The following is a 26770-nucleotide window of genomic DNA, read 5'->3' on the forward strand; positions in this document are numbered from 1 at the left end:
ACCCGCCTGATTTTTTATCCGGCTTAATATGAAACACGATGGAAAAACTCATTTTCGAAACTAATGCACAACATCCCAGTCTTGTAGATAAAATCAAACAAGCTGTTGAAAAATTGAATGGCATCCACGAATGGAAGATCGACTTGGATTCTATTTACAATCTGTTAACCATAGAAGGCATTCGATTAAACCCGACGGAAATCGAGTCGGAGCTTGCGCTCCATGGCGTCGAAGCAAGTCGTCTATATGAAGAGTAGACAAACGACTTGATAGCAAATAAAATAAGTTTCTTGGAAGCTTGATGGTTAATAACAACCGAATTCAATAAAACTGAACTTCTTCCAGCATAAGAGTACTTTAATCTTATGCTGGAAGAAGCATCAAATTTTCTTAATAACCATGGCAGAGGCACCACCGCCACCATTACATATCGCTGCCAGTCCTAATGATCCCCCCTCCTGTCTTAAGATGCTGCTCAGTGTTACTACAATTCTAGCTCCCGAACATCCCAATGGATGCCCCAAAGATACCGCTCCTCCATAGACGTTTACTTTGTTCAAGGGTAAGCCTAAAATTTGTGCATTTGCCAAAGCGACAACAGAAAAGGCTTCATTAAATTCGAAATAATCAATATCATCAATGGTAAGGCCTGCTTTTTTTAATACTTTATTTGTGGCAACACTAGGCGTTGTCGTAAACCATTCTGGCGCTTGTTCAGCATCAGCATAAGCAATAATCTCGGCTAAGGGGACAAGTCCAAGTTCTTCCAATTTTTCGCCAGACATGAGCAGTACCGCAGCAGCTCCATCACTTATCGTCGATGCGTTCGCAGCCGTTACAGTGCCCTCTTTTTTGAAAGCAGGCCTCAGCTCAGGTATCTTGTCAAAATTGACCTGAGAAAACTCTTCATCCCGCGAAACAAGCACCTCTCCTTTTCGACTCTGCACCGTTATAGGTTGGACTTCGCTCAAAAACTTATTTTTTTGCCAAGCATCGAGGCTTCTTTTATAGGAACTTATTGCATAACTATCCTGTTCTTTACGACCAATATGATATTTTTCGGCGCATAGTTCCGCGAAGACTCCCATGGCATCATTTGAATAGGCATCACTTAAGCCATCGCGTTGCAAGCCATCACTCAGGCTTTGAGCGCCAAACTTCGCACCCCAGCGCATAGCATCCGCATAGTAAGGCACCCTGCTCATGCTTTCCATCCCCCCTGCGATCACAACATCTGCATCTCCCAACAGAATACTCTGCGCAGCAACAGCGATTGCTTTCATCCCACTTGCACATACTTTATTGATGGTTGTTGCAGTTGTATGATCTGATAAACCGGCGAAACGGGCAACCTGTCGAGCCGGTGCTTGTCCTAAATCAGCTTGCAAAACAGCACCGATAATAATCTCGTCGACTAGATCACTGGCAATTCCAGCTTCATCAACAACCGCCCGGACAGCGCAAGCGGCAAGCTTTGGGGCTGAAATCGAGGATAGCGCCCCACCAAAGCTTCCTATTGGTGTACGTTTCGCTGCAACGATAAATACGCTCTTTGACATGATATAAAAAAGTTTATAATTGTTGTGCTCAAAATTTTAAAGGCTTGTCACTAGCATATGCCCAACAGCCTTTCTACTATTAAAGATAGAAAATATAACAGATACCCCACAACAAGTCGGGTTTTATTTTTTTTGCTAAAACAGAATAAATAGAAAAAAAATAACGCAAAAACATCCCTACTTAATCTATTGAACGAAAAATAAAGAATAAAAATTTGTAAAAAGCCAAGGCTTTTCGTTAAATTCGTTCAGATAACATCCTAATGGACGGGCATTCAAAAGGCCGCCTTACATCAGATAACCAGAAGCAAGATAAACGATTATGCAGACAATCCGGTTTACAGCTGAACATCAGATTTTTCGCGATACACTTCGCGCGTTTATTCGAAAAGAAATTACACCTTACATCGATGATTGGGAAAAACAGGGGGAGATCGACCGGAAAGTGTGGAAGAAAATGGGTGATATGGGATTTATGGGGCTCAATTATCCAGAAGTGTATGGCGGACTAGAACTCGATTTTTATTATTCCTTGATACTCTGCGAAGAATTGTCGCATTGTTTTTCTGGCGGATTTACCATTTCCGCGCTTGTCATTCAGTTTATGTCGGCTCCATACCTACTGAAATATGGATCTGAAGATCTGAAAGCACGCTATCTTAAACCGGTTATTGCTGGTGATATGGTCAGTGCTGTTGCTATTACTGAACCCGGGGCTGGTTCTGACGTAAAGCAGATCAAAACAACAGCTGTCCGCGATGGAGATTTTTATATTGTGAACGGATCTAAAACATTTATTACCAACGGTTACTACGGTGATTTCTTCATTACAGCAGTCAAAACGGCTCCTGACCAAGGAACAAAAGGAATAAGCTTGTTAATTATAGACAGAAATGCAAGCGGAGTCTCTTCAAGCAAAATCAATAAATTAGGTTGGCACGCCTCAGACACTGCCGAACTAGGGTTTAATAATGTGCGAGTCCCTATTTCTCACCTCGTCGGCATTGCCGGAGAAGGATTTCGCTATTTAATGGATGGACTTCAGTTGGAAAGGCTTACCGCAGCTGTTCATAGCCTCGCTACCGCAGAATCCGCATTTCAGTATACGCTTGATTATATCGCACAACGGGAAGCCTTTGGAAAAAAAATCCAGGAATTTCAAACCATACGGCACCGAATCGCACAAATGGCAGCAAATATTGCTACCACGAAAGCCTTTGTCTACCATTGTTGTGATCTCCAGGACCAAAACGAATATGCAGTCCAAGAATGTTCCATAGCGAAACTACAGGCAAGTGAGCTCGCCGTCAATGTCGTGAACCAATGTCTCCAATTATTTGGCGGTTATGGCTTTACAGAAGATTATAAAATTGCACGTTTATATCGCGATGTCCGTGTCGGCACCATTATCGGAGGAACCTCAGAAATCATGCTCGAAATTATTGCGAAAATGACAATAGATCATGTGACTTATCAATCCGGAAAGTCCAAACAATAGAAAGCTTTTAAAAATCAGGACCAAGTACAATGGATGAAAATAAATCTTATATAACCCACACCCTCTTCCGTGTAGAACAGGATAGTCATCATATCATTACAATCCACCCTATATCCACAGCAGCTCCCGAGCAGTTGGATATGATAGACTATCTCACACAATTTGTCGATTTGGTTACGTTCGTTCTCGAACGGGAAGATACGATAGGTGTCGTATACAGCTGTCCGATTCAAGACGAAAAAATTGATTATGCGCAATTATTTGAGCAGTTTTCTTCAAGCCATTCGAGCCCTTCGGACTTATACAAGCTTACATCAAAAGTTTTACGTTGGGAAACGTTTAAAAAGCCAATTGTCTCTCTTTTCACTAACAATTGTACTGCGATTGCCCTAGCGACTATGCTATGGTCTAATTGTCGTATCGCCTCCGAAAAACTTCAGTTTGGCTTTCCGGAAAGTAGGTATGGTTTGTTTACGGCTTTTGGTGCAACGATCTATTTGCCAGCATTGATAGGTACTGAAAATGCCCTAAGTCTGCTGACACAAAGCAAACTTGTGAGCAGTGAAGAAGCACATCAACTTGGGTTAATCAATAAATTGGCGAAGAAGCCGGACGATTGCCTATCTTTAGCAAAAAACTGGATTCTTTATCCTCCCAGCATTGATGCCAACCAACACACAAAACAAATTGACGAACTGCCCCCCGAAGCAATTCTCGCTATCCAAAAAAAAGCACGCGGCTTATACCCCGGTACAAATGCAGTTATTGAATTATTACAAAAAAAACAATTATCTACACCGTTTGAGGCCGCCGAGCAGGAAGCAAACCTGTACCTGCACGTATTGAATCGTCCCGAGCCACTCAGCATGGTCCGTACACTCCATTATGGTGTCCAATTGGCGAAATCACCCAAAAGTATAAACCATTTTGAGGATTATAGCCTAAAAAAAATAGGCATTCTGGGTGCTGGAATGATGGGGTCGGGGATTGCTTATGAGGCGGCCCGGGCGGGAATAAAAGTTGCTTTAAAAGACGTTACACTTTCCCAAGCCCAACGCGGCAAAGCTTATGCTAACCAGGTTTGTGAAAAATCAATGGCTTTAGGAACCATGACCGCATCCCAAGGGGAGCAATTGCTTGCACGCATAAAACCAACGGAACAAGTCGGTGATCTGAATGGATCTGACTGTATTATTGAAGCTGTATTTGAAGATTTCCACCTAAAAGCTGATGTCACACAAGAAAGCTTACCCTATTTAAGTGAAAATGGGTTCTTCGCGACAAATACGACATCATTGCCCATTACGGAGCTTGCGAAAGCAAGCACCGAACCTAAGAGTTTTATCGGCATGCATTTCTTTTCTCCTGTTGACCGCATGCCCCTTGTCGAAATCATCTGTGGTAAACAAACCGGGCAAAAAACGTTGGAGAAAGCACTTGCCACAGCTTTACGTCTCAATAAAATTCCGATAGTCGTACAAGACGGTCCAGGTTTTTTCACCTCGCGTATTTTCTTCAATTATTTACTGGAGGGTATTACAATGGTACTGGAAGGAATCTCTCCAACCCTTATCGAAGAGGAAGCGATAGCTGCAGGTTTTGCCGTAGGTCCCTTAGCAGTATTAGACGAAATCTCCTTGGAGCTAATGCTCCATGTATATGATCAACTTCCACATCTACATGCCAGCCAAAAGCGCGCATACAATTACCTCAAAGATATGGTGGATCAAGGAAGAAAAGGAAAAAAATCAGGCGCCGGATTCTACGATTATGACACTGAAACCAAAAAGAAGAAAATTTGGAAAAACCCTATAATTGCATCTGTAAAGGAAAATATAACAGCAACAATTATCCGTAAGCGCTTATTGCATGTTATGGCATTGGATAGTTACCGATGTCTCACAGAAGGTGTACTTCATCAACCCATCGATGGCGATATTGGTTCCATCTTAGGGGTAGGTTATGCAAGCTATACCGGAGGGGTATTCGGTCACATCGATCTCACAACACTTCCTCTATTCGTTTCGGAATGTCAACTATTTCAGCCCTACGGTGAACAATGGGATATTCCAGCATCTTTAAGAGAGCTGGCAGATAAAGATTTCAGATTTTATAATGGTTTCGACTCAAACTGGTCTTAAAACCGACCTGTGCTCAACTGAAGAAGTTCTCTAGCACCTATTAAATGCTACCCCAAGAGATAACTATTAAAGAGTTTAAAAACTACAAAACAGAGGATTACATCTTTAAAACTAAATATTCTATATAACTTCGTAATGATGTCATAAAGTAATAAACAAAAGCTGGGGCGACAAATAGGCTGAGTCGCCCCAAGCTGTACGATTAGCGCACAAACAAATCCATCAGATACGAAACATCCTGTTCGAGGAAAGTATCGTAGTCCAAGGTAGCTGCGAGTATTTCCTTTTGCTGTTTTTCAGAAAATACCCGAGCAAGATTTGTTTTGTATTTTTCGATTAACTTAGGTATTCCTTCTGCCCTCCTTCTTGGATGACCTATTGGGTATTCGACAACTACCTCAGGCAATAAGGTACCATCAGTCAATTCAATGGTCAAAGCATTTGATATCGCCCGCTTCTGTGGATCGTGATAATCAAGGGTGAATTGAGTATCTTCGATACAATAAATTTTATCGCGCAATGCGTCAATTCTTGGATCAGAAGCGATATGATTTTCATAATCTTCAGCTGTCAGACGTCCAAAGATCAGCGGCACAGCAACCATATACTGAATACAGTGATCACGGTCTGCAGGGTTGTGCAAAGGCCCCTTTTTATCGATAATCCGGATAGCCGCTTCATGTGTACGAATGGTAACACGGGCAATATCCGAAGTACTTTTTCCGAATTCCTTCAATTGCTGATGAAGTAACATTGCTGCTTCGGCTGCAGTCTGTGCATGGAACTCGGCAGGAAAAGAAATCTTAAAAAGAATATTTTCCATCACATATGATCCGTAAGCACGTTGAAATTTAAATGCACTGCCTTTAAAGGATACATCGTAGAATCCCCAGATTGGCGCTGTCAAAACAGAGGGGTAGCCCATTTCCCCTGTTTTTGCGATTAGGGCCAATCGAACAGCGCGTGAAGTTGCATCTCCGGCTGCCCAAGATTTTCGGCTACCTGTATTTGGTGCATGTCGATAAGTGCGTAAAGCTTGTCCATCGACAAAAGCCAAAGAAACCGCGTTGAGCAATTCCTCTCTTGTCAGACCAAGGAGCCTACCCACCACCGCTGTTGAAGCGACCTTAACCAAAATAACATGGTCCAAGCCCACTTTATTGAATGAGTTTTCAAGCGCCAAAACACCTTGTATCTCATGAGCCATAATCATTGCCTCGAGCACCACTTTAGTTTTCAATGGTTTTTGACCATGAGCAATATTGGTTCGGCTCAACCAATCTGCGACAGCTAAAATTCCCCCTAAATTATCGGATGGATGGCCCCATTCTGCAGCTAGCCAGGTATCATTAAAATCCAGCCATCGAATAATCGTGCCGATATTGAATGCAGCCTGAATGGGATCCAATTGAAAATTTGTACCCGGTACCCTTGCACCATTCGGTACAACGGTCCCTGCCACAACTGGCCCCAACAATTTAGTACAGGCAGGATAAGTCAATGCTTCCAAGCCGCAGCCGACGGTATCGAGAAAACAGTAAAATGCTGTATTCCAAGCGGCTTTTTCCTCAATTTTATAACTTAGGACATAGTCCACAATGTCCACTAAAACCTGATCCGGTTGTGGTCTTTCATTTGATATTGCTGAACTCATTCGTGTATTTCGTATAAGACTGTCGTTCTATTTATTAATATAAATCTTTTTTTCTGAGCTAAGTTCTCTCTCAAAGCCCTATGTTCAAAAGCACCTTTTAAAGCCTTTTTCCGATCCAAATTTACCGTTCGGAAAGAGGTACAAAAGGCCTGTCATCTGGACCAATGTAGTTTGCGCTCGGCCGGATAATTTTCCCATCTTGGCGTTGCTCGAAGACATGTGCCGACCAGCCTGTTATACGTGAGAGGACAAATAAGGGGGTAAACATCTCCGTAGGAATCCCCATAATGTGATAGGAGACGGCGGAGTACCAATCCAGGTTCGGAAACATTTTCTTTTCTTCCCACATAACTTTTTCCAAACGCTCCGCGATCAGGTAGAGTGTCATGTCTCCTGCTTCTTCCGACAGCTCTCTCGCAACTTGTTTTATCACTTGATTTCTTGGATCCGAGATCGTATACACCGGATGACCAAATCCAATAATGACTTCTTTATTTGCCAATCGTCTTCGGATATCCTCTTCCGCCTCATCAGCATTTGCATAACGACTCTGAATTTCGAAAGCGACCTCATTGGCTCCGCCATGCTTAGGTCCACGTAGTGCACCTATTGCCCCTGCTATACAGGAATACATATCTGATCCCGTTCCTGCAATTACCCGAGCGGTGAATGTGGATGCGTTGAATTCATGTTCCGCATATAAATTAAGTGAAATTTGCATCGCTCTCACCCAAGACGGCGATGGGACTTTTCCGTGCAGGAGATGTAAAAAATGTCCGCCTAAAGTAGAGTCCGAGGTCTCAACCTGCACCTCACGTCCATGCTGACTAAAGTGATACCAGTACAACAGTGCTGAAGCCATCGATGCCATCAGACGAGTTGCAATATCCCTTGCACCAGCAATGGGATGACTATCCTTTTCTGGCGATACACTACCGAAAAACGAAACATAAGTCCGTAAAACATCCATGGCATGGGCCGTAGATGGCAACTGCTTAAGGACTTGTTGAACAGTAATAGGTAGGCCACGTTGACTGATCAATTGACTTTGATAAGTGACGAGCTGTGCCTGTGTTGGTAGACTTCCATAAATAAGTAAATAAGCAACCTCTTCAAAACTTGCCTGATGTGCCAAATCTAAAATATCATAACCCCTATAATGCAGATCATTACCACTTTTTCCGACAGTACTCAAAGCCGTATTACCTGCTGTTACACCGGAGAGTGCTACACTTTTTTTAGGCTTAAAACCTGCGCCGTTTGTCTCTTCCATCTGAATATAATTATTTGTTAAACAATTGATCCAATCGATTTTCATAGGCATAATAATCGATACTTCTGTATAACTCCTCTCTCGTCTGCATATCGTCGATCACATTCAGCTGCCCCCCATCTTCCCGAATGTGACGATAAACTGTTGTAGCTGCTTTATTAGCTGCACGGAAGGCAGATAGCGGATAAAGGACAATAGAAACATCCGCTTGACGCAGTTCATCCAGGCCAAACAACGGTGTTTGGCCAAATTCGGTGATATTCGCCAAAATCGGAAGACCTGTTGCCGCACTAAATTGAACGTATTGCTCCAAATGATGCACCGCCTCGGCAAAAATAAAATCTGCTCCAGCTTCTTTATAAGCCACAGCCCTCTCCAAAGCAAGCTCAAGGCCTTCGGAAGCCAGTGCATCTGTACGTGCACCAATGGCAAAATGCTGATCCGTACGTGCATCAACCGCTGCTTTCAGACGGTCAACCATTTCAGCCCGGGAGACAAGCTCTTTCCCAGGCCGATGCCCACAACGCTTAGCCCCCACCTGATCCTCCATATGAACCGCCGCCGCGCCCACTTTAATTAAAGACTTTATTGTACGGGCCACATTGAACGCCGAAGGACCGAAGCCAGTATCAATATCCACCAGCAAAGGAAGCTTACACACGTTTGTAATGCGATCCACATCAATCAAAACATCCTGAAGTGTTGTAATCCCAAGATCCGGAATCCCAAGAGAACCTGCTGCAACACCACCTCCAGAAAGATAAATAGCTTTAAAACCAGCCTGTTCAGCCAAAAGAGCATGATTCGCATTGATCGCTCCAACAATTTGTAATGGTTTTTCATTCTTGATCGCTTCCTTAAAAAGGAAGCCCGAGGATTTTATCATAATATCGAATTTGAAATTCCATGCCCTATAACCTCCTTTAGATACAGGCTACGGCGGCTACTTAAGTTTACTTAGTCTGAAGGGATTCTTTTGCGGCCCTTCCTCTTAAAGATACTAATTATCACCGCAATAAAACAAATTATTTTCTACATAAAAGGTCAATGACAGAAGAAAATACGGCAATACCTTTGACAACCGTATAGGCTTTGTTGTAAAGGAGGATACAACAGCAATCAAAAAGCCCCAACTTTTTGGAATTGTTTTTTTTCTATTACTACAATCCCTTATTAAACGAGTTAACCGTACAAAAAAACCTAGCCAAAAAATATTGGCTAGGAGCTCCGTTGCAATAAAACAGTAAAAATAACTTACTTTTCAACAAACTTTTGTCCATGAAAGACGCGTTTCGCCTGTCCCCGTGACACCTCAATTTGATCTTTCCATTTTTGTACTTTGGTCGCGTTTAATGTGGCCTGCCCTAAATCCCGAAGACGTGCAGCCAGGCGCAGCATTGCGATCTCCTTATTCTGCAATTGCGATCTCGTGTCCATCACCTGAACACTTACCCCTGTCGGTGCATGCGTAGCTCTGACGCCAGAACTTACTTTATTGACATGCTGCCCACCTGCGCCGCTACTCCGCATTGTTTGGAAATATACATCCTTCAAATCCAACAGCTTTTCCTTTTCCCCAGGATGGTACATTTTAACTTCGACAAACCAATTCTTCCGTTTGTGTAAAGGACGAAAGGGGCTTTTACACACCCAACAGATTGTGCCAATCCAATGATCAATCAATTGATCTATATCTTTTCCGCTCAATCTGACGATTAACGAACAAGGAAGTCCATCAATGTCTTCTCTTTCTATTTCCTTAATTTCTGCGCCAACTTTACGGCTTTCAATAGAGAGTCTATCGAAGACTAACCTGACAGCCATATTACATTCCTTAGGACCTCGTCCCGAAGAAACCTGTAAATACCTTTCTTCCATCACCTTTATTTGTCCATACGCACAATCTTCGGACTAAACGTTCCGAGAACATTCACCAGTTCCTCCTGCAATTTCATCACCCGATGAATATCTTTATAAGCACGTGGCGACTCATCCAACGCGCCCCCGATCAACTCCACACCACATGCTTCCAAATCTTTCAACATGGCGCTTTTTGTTAAATTATTTTTGCAGGCAGATCTCGACATGACACGCCCAGCTCCATGGGATGCCGACTGTAAACTTAAGGGGTTTCCCCTCCCTTCCACGATGAACCCAGGTGCTGTCATCGAGCCGGGAATCACCCCCAACACACCCTTTCCAGCAGGAGTTGCTCCCTTCCGATGAACGATACATTCCTCACCATTCACGAATTCCTTCCATGCGAAATTATGATGATTTTCGATCGTTACCACGGGGTTACCTCCAAGTGCTTTAGCCAAACGTCGGTGGATATCCGTATGACAGGCCTGGGCATAGTCCCCTGCCAAATTCATTGCCATCCAATATTCTTGTCCTTCTTGGGTTGCTAAATCCAACCAGGCCAAATGCTGCACATGACGAGGTAATGGACATAATTGGGCAGCCAGAGTCGTATAATGTTTAGCGATATGTGCTCCCAGGCCGCGAGAACCACTATGGGATAAAATCCCCAAATACTGCCCTGGATCCATTCCCCATTCGTTCCGCACGGTATGAAGCTCAACAATGCCCATTTCGACAAAATGATTTCCGCTGCCAGAAGTCCCGAATTGCCTATAACCTTTCCCCAGCAGGGATTTTAACAGCGGTATTTCCTGAAATTCCGTCCGGCTGAAAATGACGTGATCAGACTTCTCACGATGCGTGTCGGTTAAACCAAATTTGGTATTTTCCTTCAATATATTTCTCAGTTGAAATTCTCGTCCTTTAAAATAACTGCCAGGTAAATCGAATATCGACAGGCTCATCCGGCAACCGATATCCACCCCCACACCATAGGGTATAACGGCATTTTCTGTAGCCAGCACCCCACCGATGGGAAGCCCATAACCTGTATGTGCATCTGGCATCAATGCACCTCGCCTTGAAATAGGCAAACGCAATGCATCGTACAATTGTCTTTTCGCCTGCTCATCAATTTCATTTTCACCAAATATGTTAAATGGAGCACCATGCGAGCGCAGCTCCCGGACACGTATTTCTATGGGTTGCACCAGCCCTTCAGAAAGCTTTCCCCATATTTTATGCTCCATAAATCGCTCCGGAGCTTCTAACAGCTCAGCAAGTTCAAGAAGAATGGTTTCTTTATTCTCCTTCTTTCGATACCTTGTAATCAGTCCTAAAGCTGTGTTAACTATATTATTTTGTGGAAAACCTATTTTTATTAAGTCTTTTCCAGATAATTTACTTCCCATTTTTTTATAAAAAACATACATAATTAGCCCCCAATTCCATCGTGGAAATCGGCAGCATTTTTGAAAAAATTTCGGGAATATTCTTTTAGAGATAACGAATCTATTAAACAAATGCTCTTCATTATGCACAGTTGATTACTGCGAAAGAGCGGATTATAAACAGCTTTTCAGAAAGCCATATGCCCCTAAAGTGTCTAAGTTGTATGAATAGAAACGAAAATCAGGAAAAATAAAAAGCCCGAATGAACTTCGGCTTTTTCATCTGTATTAATTGGTTTTCCAAAAGAAGTGAAGCGATCCGATTATTCATTCCAGCGGATTGAACAAACACGATGTGCCCCTATTTTGAAGAATGTCTTAAATATGACGAATAGCACGAAGATTGCTTTCAGCAAATCCATTTGCCTTAAAAGCTTGCGGTGTTATAATCTTGGCGACCAACATATCTCTTCGTGTTTAATTGTTAAAATACTATTATTGACAGCAAAGATAAATAAGTTTTATTTAAACTTTTCATATTTGCGAAAATTTAATTCGGGTTAAATGGAAGTGGATCCTTTAGCACAAATTTAAAGTCGCGTGTATTCCCGCCTCTGGTTACGCGGAAACGCATTTCCTTTCCCTCTTCTGATTTAAAAAGATTGTGAATCGACTCCAGGGAAAATGAAGATGCAGGTCTACCATTAATCCTTACGACCTTATCTCCGGGCATTAGTCCTGCGATTGCCGCAGGCGAACCATCACGAACCGTCGCAATTTTGTACATATTCCGTAGTACAAAGCGATACTGCACGCTGTTGCCCAATCTTACCTCTGTACCGCCATCTTTTTGCAGCACCACGGGTATTTCTTCTTTTTCGTATTTAATGCCATCGTGGATAATTTCTAAGCCACTCATATTCAAATAATAAAAGCGATCAAAATCTTTATTCTTATGAAGATACATGGACTTGTTGGGGTAATCGAATACGACCTTAAATCGACGTAACAACTCATTTCCAATGGACCCTACCCTTTCGCTCACAAATGTTGCATGCTGTAACGAACTCAATTCGGGATAGGCTACGAGAGGATAATCCATTGTAAACGGCCCAAGTTCGAGCGATCGGATTCGATTTCTTTTACCGTAAATCTCACCATTAAACCCTTGCCCTATGTAGTCATCAATAAATGGTGGCTTAATATCAAAATTATTTAGCTTGGAAGGAATAAGCATTAAGGCATCGCTATTTCCCATATCAATCAATACACGACCATCAATAGCCACATCGCCCTGTTTAAAAGCGACCGAAGTATAGGGACGACTGTTTAAAATATCCAAGGGCAAACGCTGCATCTTCTCAAGCCCCTTAGGCTTGTTCGCCCGAGGATATAAGGTGATGCGATGTTTTTGAAAATCCATTTCGATCAATTGGTTTTCAAAGAAACGACTACCCATAATTCCATTCACTTCCACGCCTATCCGGGTCGAAATATCAATATGAGCATTTTGAAGAATATAGATCGGTTGATCTAAATCTTCATATACGCCTGCAATATTCACGTGATTGCTGACGGATAAATAGCCGTCCAAACCCTCTTCCCGACCCAAGCCCTGAAACTTATTAACAAAAACAGCGCTATCAATTGACTTTAATGTTTCCCCAAATATCATGGTTTCTTTAACACCTGTATCCAACAGGAAGTTCATCATATATCCGTTTACTTGCACAGGTATAATGACTAGGTTATGGACAAAAAGAAAAGGAATTTTGACATTCTTTTTCCCGTTCAAGACAAACCCCACTTGTCCCTGCGTCATGAAAAAACACAACAGTGCCAGCGATAAAAAAACTGTTTTCATCCAAGTTTATATTTGGTATTTCCAATTTAAACAAGAATATTCAGATTAACGAAAGTTTATAAAAAAAAGCTGATATTGTGTATTGCCAAATTTGACGGTAGTCGATTTACCCTTTTTATTACACCACATACAACGGCCGCCTTTTTGTGATATAAGTATTGCTCCTTTCATTTTTCTCTTTTCATTTTTAACAGTAGCAAAATTCGGATCAAAGAGCAATCGTATTAACTCTTTAGACACTGCTTGTTCAGTGCTTGTTCAGTGCTCGTTCAGTGCTCGTTCAGTGCTTGCTCAGTGCTTGCTCAGTGACAACTGAACAAACAGTGATTAATCACTGTCTAAAAACTGCTTGAAAATTGGTATTAGGTACACGCTGGTATTAGGATATATCCGTTTTATTGTCTATCTTGATAAGTTGTTATCGGGGTATTGTAGCAATCGTCAGGTCAGAAAAACATAGGTGTATAAAAAAAGCCACTTTACAATATGTAAAGTGGCTTTTAGTACCCGGAGCCGGAGTCGAACCGGCACGGTTTCCCACTGGTGTTTGAGACCAGCGCGTCTACCAATTCCGCCATCCGGGCATATCCGTTTGGGATGATGCAAAAGTAGGTTTTTTATTGAAAAGGAGAAAACTTTTTGAATAAATTTTCAATCAAAACCAATATAGAACTGAGATTCAGTCAAATAATTTTTCCTTAGTTACTCAAAAAACTTGCTTTAACTGTGATATTAGCTGTTTTTTTTCGCGAGGCTGTATTAAATGCACCACCTGAAGAGTATTCTTCGTTGTCGTTTTGTCCCGTTATCTGAAAAATTCCCAGATCGGCCTTTACCAGATTACCCAATCCGGCATTCGATTCCTTTGCGATATTCTCTGCACGTTGATGTGCATTTTTTGAAGCCTGTGAAATAAGTTCCAGCTTTAGATCCTCTAGCTTGGAGTAATAATAGTTAGGGGTACTGGAGCTAAGTTCTATCCCTTTGGAAATTAATGTCGATATTTCTCTTGAAGCGTTGTCAACTTTATTTAAGTCTTTTGATTCGACACTGACGGCCTGCGATAAGGTATAACCGGAAAAAGTATTATAACCATTCCCTTTTCCATCGGTATGATATTCAAAGTCTTTGGCAATATTAACGGCCTCGAAACGGATCTCGTCAGCCTTAACCCCCTGTTGTACTAAAAAATCCCGAACCAAATCTCTATCGGTAGCCAATTGTGCTGAAGCAGCACTCAATTCATAATTCTTTCGGCTAAAAGTAGCACTCCATTTGACTAAATCGGATTCAAAATCTTTTTTGGCATTACCATTAACAGTGATTGTCTGCGTCGATTTAAACTTATAACGATAAGCTGTACCCAATATCCAGGTGCCGAGCAAGAGCACAACGCCCATTATAATCGAAATAATAACAGCGGATGATGATTTCATAACCAGTTTTTTATGTTTACGTAACAATGAATATACCAAAAAATCGATGTTTATTTATTTTTTATGAATAAATTGCGACAAAAAGGATTAAAAATATGAATAAGAAAAGTATCTGTATTCCATTTTGTTTTCTGGCTGCATTCGCTGCCCATGCGCAAAAGAAACCATTGGATCATACGGTATATGATAGTTGGCAAAGCGTATCAGCACCCTATATCAGTAAATCGGGAAAATTTGTTCTATTCCAGGTCGTTCCACAAGAAGGCGACAATCAGCTTTTTCTCAAAACCAAAGAGAACAAAGAAATCATTCAAATTCCCCGTGGGTATAATGGAAAACTGACCGATACCGAAAATCATCTGTTAAGTTTGATCAAAGCGCCATTTGCCTTAACCCGCGAAGCCAAGATCAAAAAGAAGAAAGCCGAAGATCTCCCAAAAGATTCATTGGCAATCTACAATGTAACAACGTCATCCCTTGTCAAATTTGCGCAGGTAAAATCCTATAAAATTGCTGATCAAAACAACAATTTCGTCTCTTTTCTTTTCGACAAGGAAATAAATGAAAAACCTGATTCAAAAACGGCTGCTGATGCCACACAAGCAAAGAAAGGCAGCGATAAAAAGAAAAAAACAGTGGCAACGCTTGCTTTATACGATCTAAATTCCGGTGATTCGGTGCAATTCTCATCTGTAGATCAATACGAATGGAATAAAAATGGATCAAAAATCGTTTTTTCAAAAAAAACAGATTCAAAAGACAGCCTATCAAAAGAATCTGGAGTCTACCTTTACGAAATAGCAACTAAAAAGCTTAAAAAGATATCAAATGGAAAAGGTAATTATAAAAATTTCAAATTTGATGAATCAGGTAATCAGCTCGCTTACCTGGGGGATCTCTCCAATGAAAAGGCATTACTAAAAAATTACAATCTATATTACTATGCCAATGGTATAGATACAGCCCAATACCTCGCAACAAAAACAAGCAATGGTATACCTAAGGACTGGGCCGTTAGCGGGGATGGCGATATCCGTTTCAGCAAAAATGGGGAGAAGCTATTTTTCGGCATAGCACCAATACCACGTGTCAGAGACACCACTTTGGTTGATTTTGAGCATGCTAAAGTGGACGTTTGGAACTGGCAAGACGACTATTTACAGCCCATGCAGTTGGTCAATTTAAAGAAAGATCTTGCAAGAAATTTCTTAGCGGTTACTTACCCCAAATATAATCGCAACATTATTCCCCTTACGGACCAAACATTTAACTCCACCGCACTTACACCGGACGGAAATGAAGAGTATATCTTAGCACGCACTGATTTTGGCAAGCGCATCGCAAGTCAATGGGAAGGCAGTACACGAGACGACATTTATCTGGTTTCAACAAAAACAGGAAATAAAGAGTTAATCCTTTCAAACTTTTCAGGAAATGCAATCTTAAGTCCTGACGCAAAATACATCGTATATTTCGACCAAGATAAAGGTTCCTGGAATTCCTATCAGGTTAGTTCAAAGAAAAAGACGGTGTTAAATGACGGTATACCGGCGTCCTTTGCCGACGAGGAAAATGATATGCCTACTGCCGCGCAAGGATATGGCATGGCAGCATGGAGTCCGGACCTTAAAGGGATTTACGTCAATTCGAGGTATGATATCTGGTATTTTAACTTGGACGGTTCCAACAAATCCATCTTGACCAACGGCTATGGAGCTGCATCGCAAACAACTTTCCGCTACTTGCCTTTAAAAAGAGAAGAGGATCGCGAACAGGCCACAACACTCGACTATAAAAAGGGTGGTTTTCTAACTTCCTTTGACAATAAAACCAAAGAATCTGGTTTCTACCAGTTCAAGGGGCAGCATAGCGATCCTAAAAGTCTTTTGGTGGAGGCAAAAACGTTCAGGAATATCAGCTCTTCGGCGGATCAACAAACGATACTGTACAGTAAAGAGGATTATATGAATTCGCCTAATATCTACACCAATACCATAAAGTTCAAAGACGAATTACAACTATCCAATATTAATCAGCAACAGGCTAATTACAACTGGGGGACAGCGGAGTTAGTCCATTGGACAACGCCCGAAGGACATCAGGCTGAGGGAATTCTTTATAAACCAGAAAATTTTGATCCTGCAAAAAAATATCCCATTATAGCTTACTTCTATGAAAAGCTTTCAGATGGATTATATACGTATCAACCCCCTGCTCCTACGCCATCGCGTTTGAACATCCCCTATTTTGTAAGTAACGAGTACCTGGTATTTGCGCCAAATATAAGCTACAAAACAGGTCATCCGGGTAAATCAGCTGAAGAATACATCAATTCTGGGATGAGATACCTCGCTCAGAATGCATGGGTTGATAGCACAAAGATGGGAATACAGGGCCAAAGTTGGGGCGGTTATCAAGTTGCTCACCTCATTACGCGGACCAATATGTACGCTGCAGCATGGACTGGTGCTCCTGTCGTCAACATGACATCTGCCTATGGCGGAATACGCTGGCAAAGTGGTATGTCCCGCCAGTTCCAATACGAACATACACAAAGCCGTATCGGAAAAACCCTGTGGGAAGCTCCGGAACTATATATCGAAAATTCACCTTTATTCCATTTGGATAAAGTTAAAACTCCTGTTGTCATTATGGCTAATGACAACGACGGGGCCGTGCCATGGTATCAAGGTATTGAAATGTTTACTGCGTTACGCCGATTAAACAAACCTGTATGGATGCTGAATTATAATGGTGATGAACATAACCTCATGCTTCGACAAAACCGTAAGGATATACAAATTCGCGAACAGCAATTCTTCGATCATTTCCTAAAAGGTGCCCCCGCTCCTTCTTGGATGAAGAAAGGAGTACCTGCCACCGAAAAAGGAATAGACTGGGGATTCGAATTATAACACAAAACAATAAAAAAGGTGTGATTTATATAAATCACACCTTTTTTATTAGCCAAAAACCATAATTTTTGAATTATTTCACAAAAAACATCAAAAAAAATTTCAGTTTTCAATAAAAACACAATATTTTTGAAAAACAAAATCAACAAAACTGTAATTTAACTACAAAATACAAATGTCGAACCTAAGATTCAAAGCAGTAGAAGCAGCAGGCTCACGCCAAATTGCTTCATTTGAAAAAGTTGAAACTAAAAAAGCAACTGACATTTACGGAAAGAATGTTTTTTCCGTAAACAAAATGAAAGACTACCTTCCTAAAAATTCATACAAGGAGTTAGTTGCATCCATTGAAGAGGGACAGATTATTTCAAGAGATTTGGCTGAACACATTTCACAGGCCATGAAAACTTGGGCACTTAACCACGGCGTTTCTCACTACACACACTGGTTTCAACCTTTAACGGGTTCGACTGCTGAAAAACATGATGCTTTTTTTGAGCCAGACGAAAACGGTGAAGCCATTGAAAAATTTACTGCTGACGCATTAGTTCAACAAGAGCCCGATGCATCTTCTTTCCCAAATGGTGGTATCCGTAATACATTCGAAGCTAGAGGATATACAGCTTGGGATCCATCTTCTCCTGCATTCATTTACGAAACAGGTGCTGGTAAAACATTATGTATTCCAACAGTTTTTGTTTCCTATACGGGTGAATCATTAGACTATAAAGCTCCTTTATTGAAAGCCATCAACGCAGTAGATAAAGCGGCAACGGATGTTGCTCAATATTTTGACAAATCGGTCACTAAAGTAAACGCTTCTCTTGGTATTGAACAAGAGTATTTCTTGGTTGACCTTTCCTTATATAATGCTCGTCCAGATCTTCAGTTAACGGGCCGTACGTTATTTGGCCACATGTCGGCCAAAGGCCAACAATTGGAAGACCACTATTTTGGTGCGATTCCAGAGCGCGTATTAGCGTACATGGTGGACTTGGAAAACGAAGCGCTAAAATTAGGTATTCCTTTAAAGACTCGTCACAACGAAGTTGCACCTTCTCAATTTGAATGTGCTCCAATGTACGAAGAAATAAACTTGGCCATCGATCACAACCAATTGTTGATGAATGTCATGGAACAAGTTGCTTTAAGACACAACTTCAAAGTATTGTTGCATGAAAAACCATACTCTGGTGTCAACGGATCTGGTAAACACAACAACTGGTCTTTAATCACAAATACTGGTGTAAATTTATTATCTCCTGGAAAAACACCTAAAAACAATTTGATGTTCTTGACTTTCTTCGTCAATACCATCAAAGCTGTTTATGAATACGCTGATTTGATGCGCGCTTCTATCGCTAGTGCAAGCAACGATCACCGTCTGGGTGCAAATGAGGCTCCACCAGCAATTATTTCAATTTTCTTAGGCTCTCAATTGGATGAGCTTTTGGAAGAAGTTGAATCTGCTCGTGTTGCTAAAAAAGTAAAAGCAGAGGCAAACTTATGGCATGGTATTCCTAAAGTTCCTGAATTAAAACTGGACAATACAGACCGGAACCGTACTTCACCATTTGCCTTTACCGGTAACAAGTTTGAATTCCGCGCTGTTGGTTCTTCTGCAAACTCCGCTTTACCGATGACCGTGTTGAATGCAATCGTTGCAGCGCAATTGATCGAGTTCAAAACAGAAGTAGATAAACAAATCAAAAAAGGCACGAAAAAAGATCTTGCGATCTTAAATGTTGTCCGCAAATACATCAAAGATTCAAAAGCTATCCGCTTTGAAGGCAATGGATACAGCGAAGAATGGGAAAAAGAGGCCGAAGCACGTGGTCTTTCTAACATCAAATCGACACCTAAAGCATTAGATGTTTATGTAAAAGAAGAATCTTTAGCCCTGTTTGAATCACTAGGTATTTATACCAAACGTGAATCAGAAGCTCGCCACGAAATTTTGCTTGAAAACTTCTATAAAAAATTACAAATTGAGGCGCGTGTCATCGAAGAGATGGTTAACAACCAAATCGCCCCAGCATGTTTCATTTATCAAAACGAATTGATTGAAAACGTCAAAGGATTAAAAGACCTGGGTCTGGCACAAGCAGCATTCAGCTCTCAATTGAACTTTGTAGAACGTATTTCAACACACGTAAATACCATCTTGGAGCAAGCTGAAGCAATGCGTCAAGAACGTAAAAAAGCAAACCAAATTGATGATGTACGTGAGAGATCAATCGCTTACGATGAATTGGTTAAACCATATTTCGATGTGATCCGTTATCATGTCAACAAATTGGAGAAAATTGTTGATGACAAAAAATGGCCTCTTCCAAAATTGAGAGAGATTTTATTTTTAAGTTAAGATAACTTCCCAATAAAACAAAAGAGCCGGCGATATTGCTGGCTCTTTTTGTTTTAGGGGAACGTTCGTCATCTCTTGCTCCTTATCTCCTCTCACAACAATAGCTCCTATTTTTTTAATCGATTATCTTCGTCATTATTCCCTCCCTTTTTATTGGCTGACTTAATATTCATATTACCAAAACGATAAGAAACAGACAATCGGATAACCCGACTATCATATGCATTTCGTATACGATAGTATCCATTTTCCTGATAACTCGACAGTCTGCGCTGGCCTCTTGTATTCAAGACATCATTTATACCCAACTTGACATTCAATTTTTTGTCAAGAAATGTTTTACCTGCACCTAGATCAATGCCATAGTAAGACTGAAAACTAAATACGCCATATACTGCTGGCGAGAAATAATTGCCCGTCAGCTCCAGGTTTGTTGTTTCCCCAATTCGGATATCATGATTGGAACTTACCTGGAACGATAACTTTTCCAATTGGCGTTGTGCTCCGGAGTGTTCATCAAAACTAAACTTATTATAAAAAGCGCTGGCATTGTTAGAAATACTCCACCATTTAAAAAGCTTAACGGGTATATTGATATTCATGTTGTAATAATCAAAATAAGCCAGATTTCGATCGGTCTGTGCAATAGCTTTGGTCTCTGAATTACTTTCTATCACCTGAGTGATTGCATCGTTGGTCCTCTTGTAGCCCAAACTCAGTAAATAGCGATCTTTAAAGGTATAATTTACTTCATACGAATTGGTATATTGTGGATTTAAATAAGGGTTGCCATACTGATACGTGTATTGATCCAAATAATACACAAAGGGATTCAATGACCCATAATCAGGGCGGTCAATACGTCTGCTATAACTCGCACCAAGCTTGTGATTATCATTAATTTGTTGCTGTACAAATATTGATGGAAAAAAATCGGTATAGGTACGTTTTGTTTGTTGCCCAAGCGTCACTGAGTTTCCTAGGGAGCTCGTATTTTCAACACGCAGTCCAGTTTGTACCGAAAACTTTCCGAACGATTTATTTAAACTGAAATAAGCTGCTGCTATATTTTCATTGTACAAAAAATGATTACTTTGACCATTATTTTGCACAAACTCGCCTTGCTGATCCTGATCTTCGTACAACAAATTATTATCTGTTTTTACGCGGCTATATTTTAACCCCGCCTCGAGTTTCGTCGTTTTATTAAAAGGATGCACAAAATCGGTTTTAAAAACTAATATTTTTGCCTTAGAAAGCATATCATTCCGGAAAATATGCGGTGATTTAAATTCTTCCCAGTTTGCGTCCAAAAAATGGTTTCCAACAGTGCTATTGTCATTATTTTTCGAATATGAATAATCCCCATTAAACGTCAATTCAGTCCCTAAGGTATCAAATGTCTTTTTGTAATTCAGATTATAAGTGAGGTAATGGTATTTAAAATCTGACAAATTACTTCCTAATACTACCGAATCAAGCTTTCCTTTTTGAGAAGCGATCAGATTGCTTCCCTCCCGTGTTGAATGACCATTGCTTACATTACCATTAACCACAAATCCAATGACCTCCTGTTTCCCCAGGTTAAAATCTGCCGCAAATTTGAAATTATGACCTCGATAGCGGAATTTCGAATAAGAATCCGAATTGAAAAAAGTCGTCCCGCTTTTGGTATCTACAGCCCTATCGATATCTAAATCATTAAAGCCTAAGGCAGTTGCATAGTTATAGGAAGAAAATAAGTTCACCCAATTATTACGATGGTTTATGAGAAAGCCACCATCAGCCTTTGTATATTTACCCTGCCCTAAATTGAGGTTTAAACTAACATTACTTCCAAATTGCGTATTCCTCTTCGTCTTAATATTAATAATTCCTGCATTCCCTGCCGCATCATATTTTGCAGGTGGATTGGTGAGTACTTCGATCGAGGCTATTGCATTTGAAGCTGTATTTTCCAATAAGCGCGACACTTCATCTGCAGAAAGATAAGTAGGCTTACCATCAATCATGATGATCACATTACTTTTTCCACGTAGGTTGATCTTTTTGTTGTCTAAAGTTACCCCCGGGACCTTTTGCAAGAGTTCCAATGCGTTATTTCCGGTTGCCAAAATACTGTTCTCGACATTGAGCACAACTTTATCAAGGTGACTTTCAATTAATGGCTTCTTGCCAATTACCTGCGCCTCATCCAGCACTTTACTTTCCAGCTGTAATCGAATCGTATCCAGCACCTTGAAATCACCCTCACGCAGAACCATTTCCCCAGAACGATAAGTACCATAACCCACCGTGGACACCTGTAAGCTGTACTTCCCCTCGGGTATCGCAAACAACACAATTTCTCCATTTTCGTTGGATAAGGTTCCTTTTAACAAGACATCATTGGGTTTACGAAACAGTGAAATATTTGCGGCAGCAATGGGCTTGTTGTCCTGCCCAACAACGACAGTACGTAATTTCCCCCCGTCAGACTGTGCTGAAACGGGTCCGGCATTAGAACACAGGAATAAAACAATAGAAAATAAGAGCAATTTAATTTTTTGTGGTTTCATAATGTAATTTCTTTGGGCTATCGATCGGATAGTCAACTTCATAATAATGACAACAAACCTCGTGTATTCATTACACGTTGACTAGCAGAAATAGACAGGTAGTGCGATTCACTCGGTAGACAACCAAATAATATCGGTAAACCCTATCCTTCGCTGATCGCTTTTACAGCGGATAGGATCCTGCGAGCTAATTTTGAATCTTCTGAAACATATCGTAGGAAAATGACATCGAATCAAAATAAAAATTCAAAAAATAAATAAAATTCAAAACAAATAAATTGTATACAAAAAATATTAAGCATAATATTTGTATTTTTGCATCGAAAATTAGTAAACTGATTCATGAGCACTGTATCATTGAAGAAAAGACTCTACCGTATTTATATCCTTATGATACGATTTATGCATGGCGAGCATGCTGGAGACGCATTACGTAATGTTGCCATCAGTATTTTGCCAAGTTTGGCGATCTATTTATTGGGAGCGCAAGCGAGCACGGCTATCGGAATCGGTGTCGGATCGTTGTTAACGACACTCACCGATCCTCCTGGCAACAGAAAAGATAAACTTTCTTCAGCTCTAGTATGTATTCCCACCTTCTTTGTTGCATCATTGTTTACAGCTATTGTATTTCCCTATCATTGGCCCTTGGTTATCGTGCTAGCGGCAGCCGGTTTTATATGCACCTTATACGGCATTTTCGGAGCCCGCTATGCTGCAATTGGAAACATGACATTGATTCTCATGAGTTTTGTGATCGGAATGGCCCCACAACACCCCTTTGCGGTTGGCTTACAGATTACAACAGGTTCCATAATATATTACTTTTTTAGCCTTTTACAAGCCTATATACAACCTTATCGCTCTTTGAAACATGCCATGGCTAATGGCTTTCATGGATTGTCCCAATTTCTATTGATACGATCACAGTCTTACGATCCCAATATTCCTTTGAATATTACGTACAGTCGCGTAGGAAAAATTCATGGCCAGATCAGCGAACAACAGGAACAAATCAGGTCTCTTCTGTTTCGAGAAAAAAAAATCATAAGCCAACAGTGGCATAAAAGCAATTATTGGCTTAGTCAGGTTTATGGATTAATTGACCTCCATGAGTTAATTATTGCGCTTGATCATGACTACGATGCAATTCGCAAAAATCTTGCAGACACGGGCAGCCTCCCCTTAATTCGTCACACAATCAAATTATTAGCGTTAGAAATCGATAGCTTTTCACAACCCAACAAGAGGTTCCGGTATGCGCATCAATTATACCATAATAACTTTAAAATTAAAGCCCTCTTACGGGATTTAAAAGAAATTCAAGAACAACAGGCCGATCCAGCAAAAGGTATATTATGTTCGATCATAAGCAACATCGAAGCAATTATTGATGTACTCAACAGAATCCAGGTCGCTTTTTATCAAAATCAGGAAATTCAGGATAAGATTGACACCAGTGAGTACCAACAATTTATCAGTCGACCATTACGTAATCTCGCTGATCTAAAAAGTAAACTCCATATGAATAATCCGCTTTTTCGATTTGCGATTCGGATGGCTCTTCTTTTTGGAACAGGTGCATTGATCGGTATTTTATTTTTGGATTTTAAATATACCTATTGGATCTTACTGACGATCGCTATTGTTGCCAGGCCAGCATTTTCAATGACAAAAACCCGTAATATAGAACGTATTGTCGGTACATTCTCGGGTATTATAGTTGGTGTGTTCTGCTTAATTTCTATTCATTTTCTCCCAGCACTCCTGACCATAGCTGCATTGGGTCTTTTCGGATTCTTTTTGTTCAACCGATCTAACTATATGGTCAGTGTCATCTTCATTACCTTGGGAATTGTGATTGCACTCAATCTGTTCGAAGGCAACATCAATCTCATTTTAGGCAGCCGAATACTTTTCACACTGATTGGAGCATTCTTGGCTATAGCGGGTTATTTCTTGATACCTGTACGCCAAAGCACAGGCATGGTTCAGCTGGCAAAAGAGGTATCCCTTTACAACGCGCATTATTTCCAGATCATCAATAACCGTCTGTCGGACGAAAGACAAAGTTCGTTTGATATACGACTGGCTCGTAAAAAGGCGCAGACCGCCATGGCCCTGTTTTCAGACGCTATTAATCAAATGAAAAAAGAACCCGAGCACAAATGGATGGATTGGTCACATATTCACCATTTTCAGGCACTCGCATATCAGGTCAATTCCCATTTGGTGGGCCTCTCGCTATCGTTAAGCAAAAAGACGAATCGCCACCTCGCCTATGATATCCATAGTAGAATCGATGCGCTTAAACCTCTTCTAACAGATTTAAATCAAACTGCAGAACGGATCAATTTAAAGAAATCGTAATACCCGATTGACAGTTACTTTTGCGGTTTCATCGGAAGATATGTGATGGCAATCGGCATGTTATTCAAAATTCCTTTAACTAAAAAATAGCATTTCTTTTGCTTTAATAAAAAAAGAGTTTATATTTGTGTCGTCTTCGAAAGAAGATTTCTAATCAACACCTCCCTTCATCAGTAGGTCTTGATTTATAAAGAAGTGGCGAGAGACTGGCTCAATGACCCACTGGCAACCTTCAATTTGTTTGAAAAGGTGCCAATTCCTGTCCAAAACAATATCGTTTTGGAGCATATAAATGACATAAGACAATGATTATTAAATTACTGAAGTCCATTAAAAATTCAGGTTCAACACAAGTGAACCGCACGATAAGCGAAAGTGTAACCCATCGTACAATTGTATCGATGCGAATGCGTATGCATATGCACTTCCATGCTTGTTAAAAATCATTTCCGTTTTCTTGGATAAAGATTTAACAGACCCTTCAAGGAGGTGTGTATGCTTCTCTTTTTACTTTGCAATTTCTTTTTGAACCCTTAAAATCTGATATATTATGTCTTCAAACAAAAATTTAAAATTCGAAACTCTTCAGGTTCACGCTGGCCAAGTCGCTGACCCTACTACGGGATCTAGAGCAGTTCCTATATATCAAACAACATCTTTTGTATTTGAAAATGCCGAACACGGCGCAAACTTATTTGCATTAAAGCAGTTCGGTAATATTTATACACGGATTATGAATCCTACTACGGATGTTTTCGAACAACGTATTGCGGCACTGGAAGGTGGAGTTGCAGCTGTTGCTGTTGCATCCGGCCAGGCGGCACAGTTTATAGCTTTAAATAATATTTTGGAAAGTGGTGACAATTTTGTTGCGGGATCCAACTTATACGGCGGTACATTCAACCAGTTTAAAGTTTCTTTTAAGCGCCTAGGCATCGAAGCTCGTTTTGCTACAGACGCCGAAGCCGATAAAATTGAAGCGCTCATTGATGATAAAACAAAAGCAATCTATGTTGAAACAATCGGAAACCCAAGTTTCAATATTCCCGACTTTGAAAAAATTGCTGCTGTAGCAAAAAAATATGACTTACCATTAATCGTTGACAATACTTTTGGAGCCGGAGGTTATTTATTTAAACCTCTGGAGTATGGTGCAAATGTGGTTGTTGAATCGGCAACTAAATGGATCGGTGGACATGGCACAAGCATTGGCGGTGTCATCATCGACGGCGGAAACTACAATTGGGGCAATGGAAAATACCCGCAATTTTCCGAACCATCTGAAGGCTATCATGGTTTAGTATTTTCCGAAGTTTTCGGTGAAAGCGGACCATTCGGAAATATTCAATTTGCTATTCGGGCGCGTGTGGAAGGGCTCCGGGATTTCGGACCAGCACTCTCCCCTTTCAATTCATTTTTATTATTACAAGGACTTGAAACCTTGTCTTTGCGGGTGCAACGCCATGTAGACAACACTTTAGAGGTCGCAAAATGGCTTGAGGCACATCCACAGGTAGAAAAAGTAAACTATCCGGGATTAAAAAGCTCTCCGAGCTTCGCTAACGCACAAAAATACCTTAAAAATGGCTATGGCGCGGTACTTTCTTTCCAGCTTAAAGGTGACGCAGCGCAAAAGGCCAATAGCTTTATCGACAGCTTAGAATTGATCAGTCATTTGGCCAATGTTGGTGATACGAAGTCATTGATTATTCATCCAGCAGCTACAACCCATCAACAATTGAGTGATGAAGATCAAGCCAATGCCGGAGTCTTCAAAGGCTTATTACGTCTTTCTGTAGGAATAGAGCATATTGATGATATCAAAGCCGATTTACAACAAGCTTTTGATAAAATTAAATAATCAGATTTTTTCGGCTTAAAAC

General features: G+C 40.7%; 16 protein-coding genes, 1 tRNA gene and 1 riboswitch. Of the genes, 7 read left to right on the forward strand and 10 right to left on the reverse strand.

The genetic code is table 11. The features are described 5' to 3' along the window. Window positions 1-38 precede the first annotated feature (38 nt). Window positions 39-257 carry a hypothetical protein gene (locus AAH582_RS15000; RefSeq protein WP_046672939.1) on the forward strand — a complete coding sequence of 73 codons (219 nt, stop codon included), beginning with the start codon at window positions 39-41 and terminating at the stop codon, window positions 255-257. Window positions 258-380: 123 nt separating this feature from the next. Here AAH582_RS15000 and AAH582_RS15005 read toward each other — a convergent pair whose 3' ends face one another. Next, a complete protein-coding gene (locus AAH582_RS15005) occupies window positions 381-1559 on the reverse strand; it encodes a thiolase family protein (protein ID WP_343318392.1) in 1179 nt (392 codons plus the stop codon). Between the two features lie 322 nt (window positions 1560-1881). Between AAH582_RS15005 and AAH582_RS15010 the strand changes: the two genes are divergently transcribed. Further along, window positions 1882-3057, forward strand: coding sequence for an acyl-CoA dehydrogenase family protein (locus AAH582_RS15010; RefSeq protein ID WP_343318394.1), 1176 nt, complete (start codon window positions 1882-1884; stop codon window positions 3055-3057). Between the two features lie 29 nt (window positions 3058-3086). Continuing rightward, window positions 3087-5198 (forward strand): 3-hydroxyacyl-CoA dehydrogenase NAD-binding domain-containing protein, encoded by a 2112-nt coding sequence (locus AAH582_RS15015; RefSeq protein WP_343318396.1) that lies wholly within the window; start codon window positions 3087-3089, stop codon window positions 5196-5198. Between the two features lie 202 nt (window positions 5199-5400). Here the strand turns inward: AAH582_RS15015 and AAH582_RS15020 are convergent, their stop codons facing one another. From AAH582_RS15020 to AAH582_RS15055, 8 genes are all read right to left on the reverse strand, one after another. Next, entirely contained in the window at window positions 5401-6852 is a 1452-nt protein-coding gene (locus AAH582_RS15020; RefSeq protein WP_343318398.1) for a bifunctional 2-methylcitrate dehydratase/aconitate hydratase, read from the reverse strand. A gap of 121 nt (window positions 6853-6973) precedes the next feature. Further along, entirely contained in the window at window positions 6974-8125 is a 1152-nt protein-coding gene (gene prpC, locus AAH582_RS15025; RefSeq protein ID WP_112376587.1) for a bifunctional 2-methylcitrate synthase/citrate synthase, read from the reverse strand. Window positions 8126-8135: 10 nt separating this feature from the next. Then, a complete protein-coding gene (prpB, locus tag AAH582_RS15030) occupies window positions 8136-9011 on the reverse strand; it encodes a methylisocitrate lyase (protein ID WP_343318400.1) in 876 nt (291 codons plus the stop codon). A 368-nt stretch (window positions 9012-9379) separates the two neighbouring features. After that, window positions 9380-10003 carry a peptide chain release factor H gene (gene prfH, locus AAH582_RS15035; protein WP_046672933.1) on the reverse strand — a complete coding sequence of 208 codons (624 nt, stop codon included), beginning with the start codon at window positions 10001-10003 and terminating at the stop codon, window positions 9380-9382. 5 nt (window positions 10004-10008) lie between these two features. Then, window positions 10009-11400, reverse strand: a complete 1392-nt coding sequence (locus AAH582_RS15040; RefSeq protein WP_343318402.1) for an RtcB family protein — start codon at window positions 11398-11400, stop codon at window positions 10009-10011. Between the two features lie 529 nt (window positions 11401-11929). Beyond that, window positions 11930-13243, reverse strand: coding sequence for a PDZ domain-containing protein (locus AAH582_RS15045; RefSeq protein WP_343318403.1), 1314 nt, complete (start codon window positions 13241-13243; stop codon window positions 11930-11932). Between the two features lie 504 nt (window positions 13244-13747). Further along, window positions 13748-13827, reverse strand: a tRNA-Leu gene (locus tag AAH582_RS15050). Between the two features lie 114 nt (window positions 13828-13941). Next, on the reverse strand, window positions 13942-14679 hold the full coding sequence (locus tag AAH582_RS15055) for an SIMPL domain-containing protein (protein WP_046674621.1): 738 nt from the start codon (window positions 14677-14679) through the stop codon (window positions 13942-13944). A gap of 95 nt (window positions 14680-14774) precedes the next feature. Here AAH582_RS15055 and AAH582_RS15060 point away from each other — a divergent pair, with 95 nt between their 5' ends. Then, window positions 14775-17594 (forward strand): S9 family peptidase, encoded by a 2820-nt coding sequence (locus tag AAH582_RS15060; RefSeq protein WP_343318407.1) that lies wholly within the window; start codon window positions 14775-14777, stop codon window positions 17592-17594. A gap of 175 nt (window positions 17595-17769) precedes the next feature. Next, on the forward strand, window positions 17770-19959 hold the full coding sequence (locus AAH582_RS15065) for a glutamine synthetase III (RefSeq protein ID WP_070565356.1): 2190 nt from the start codon (window positions 17770-17772) through the stop codon (window positions 19957-19959). Between the two features lie 107 nt (window positions 19960-20066). On the opposite strand, the gene AAH582_RS15070 is transcribed toward AAH582_RS15065, so the two are convergent. Beyond that, complete coding sequence (locus AAH582_RS15070) at window positions 20067-22517, reverse strand: TonB-dependent receptor domain-containing protein (RefSeq protein ID WP_343318408.1); 2451 nt, start codon at window positions 22515-22517, stop codon at window positions 20067-20069. A gap of 342 nt (window positions 22518-22859) precedes the next feature. Here AAH582_RS15070 and AAH582_RS15075 point away from each other — a divergent pair, with 342 nt between their 5' ends. Together AAH582_RS15075 and AAH582_RS15080 are read left to right on the forward strand one after the other, a co-directional pair. Next, window positions 22860-24887, forward strand: coding sequence for an FUSC family protein (locus tag AAH582_RS15075; RefSeq protein ID WP_343318410.1), 2028 nt, complete (start codon window positions 22860-22862; stop codon window positions 24885-24887). A gap of 182 nt (window positions 24888-25069) precedes the next feature. Continuing rightward, window positions 25070-25182: riboswitch (SAM riboswitch) on the forward strand. 255 nt (window positions 25183-25437) lie between these two features. After that, on the forward strand, window positions 25438-26748 hold the full coding sequence (locus AAH582_RS15080; RefSeq protein WP_343318411.1) for an O-acetylhomoserine aminocarboxypropyltransferase/cysteine synthase family protein: 1311 nt from the start codon (window positions 25438-25440) through the stop codon (window positions 26746-26748). Window positions 26749-26770 lie beyond the last annotated feature (22 nt).

The organism is Sphingobacterium multivorum, from assembly GCF_039511225.1.
GTDB lineage: Bacteria > Bacteroidota > Bacteroidia > Sphingobacteriales > Sphingobacteriaceae > Sphingobacterium.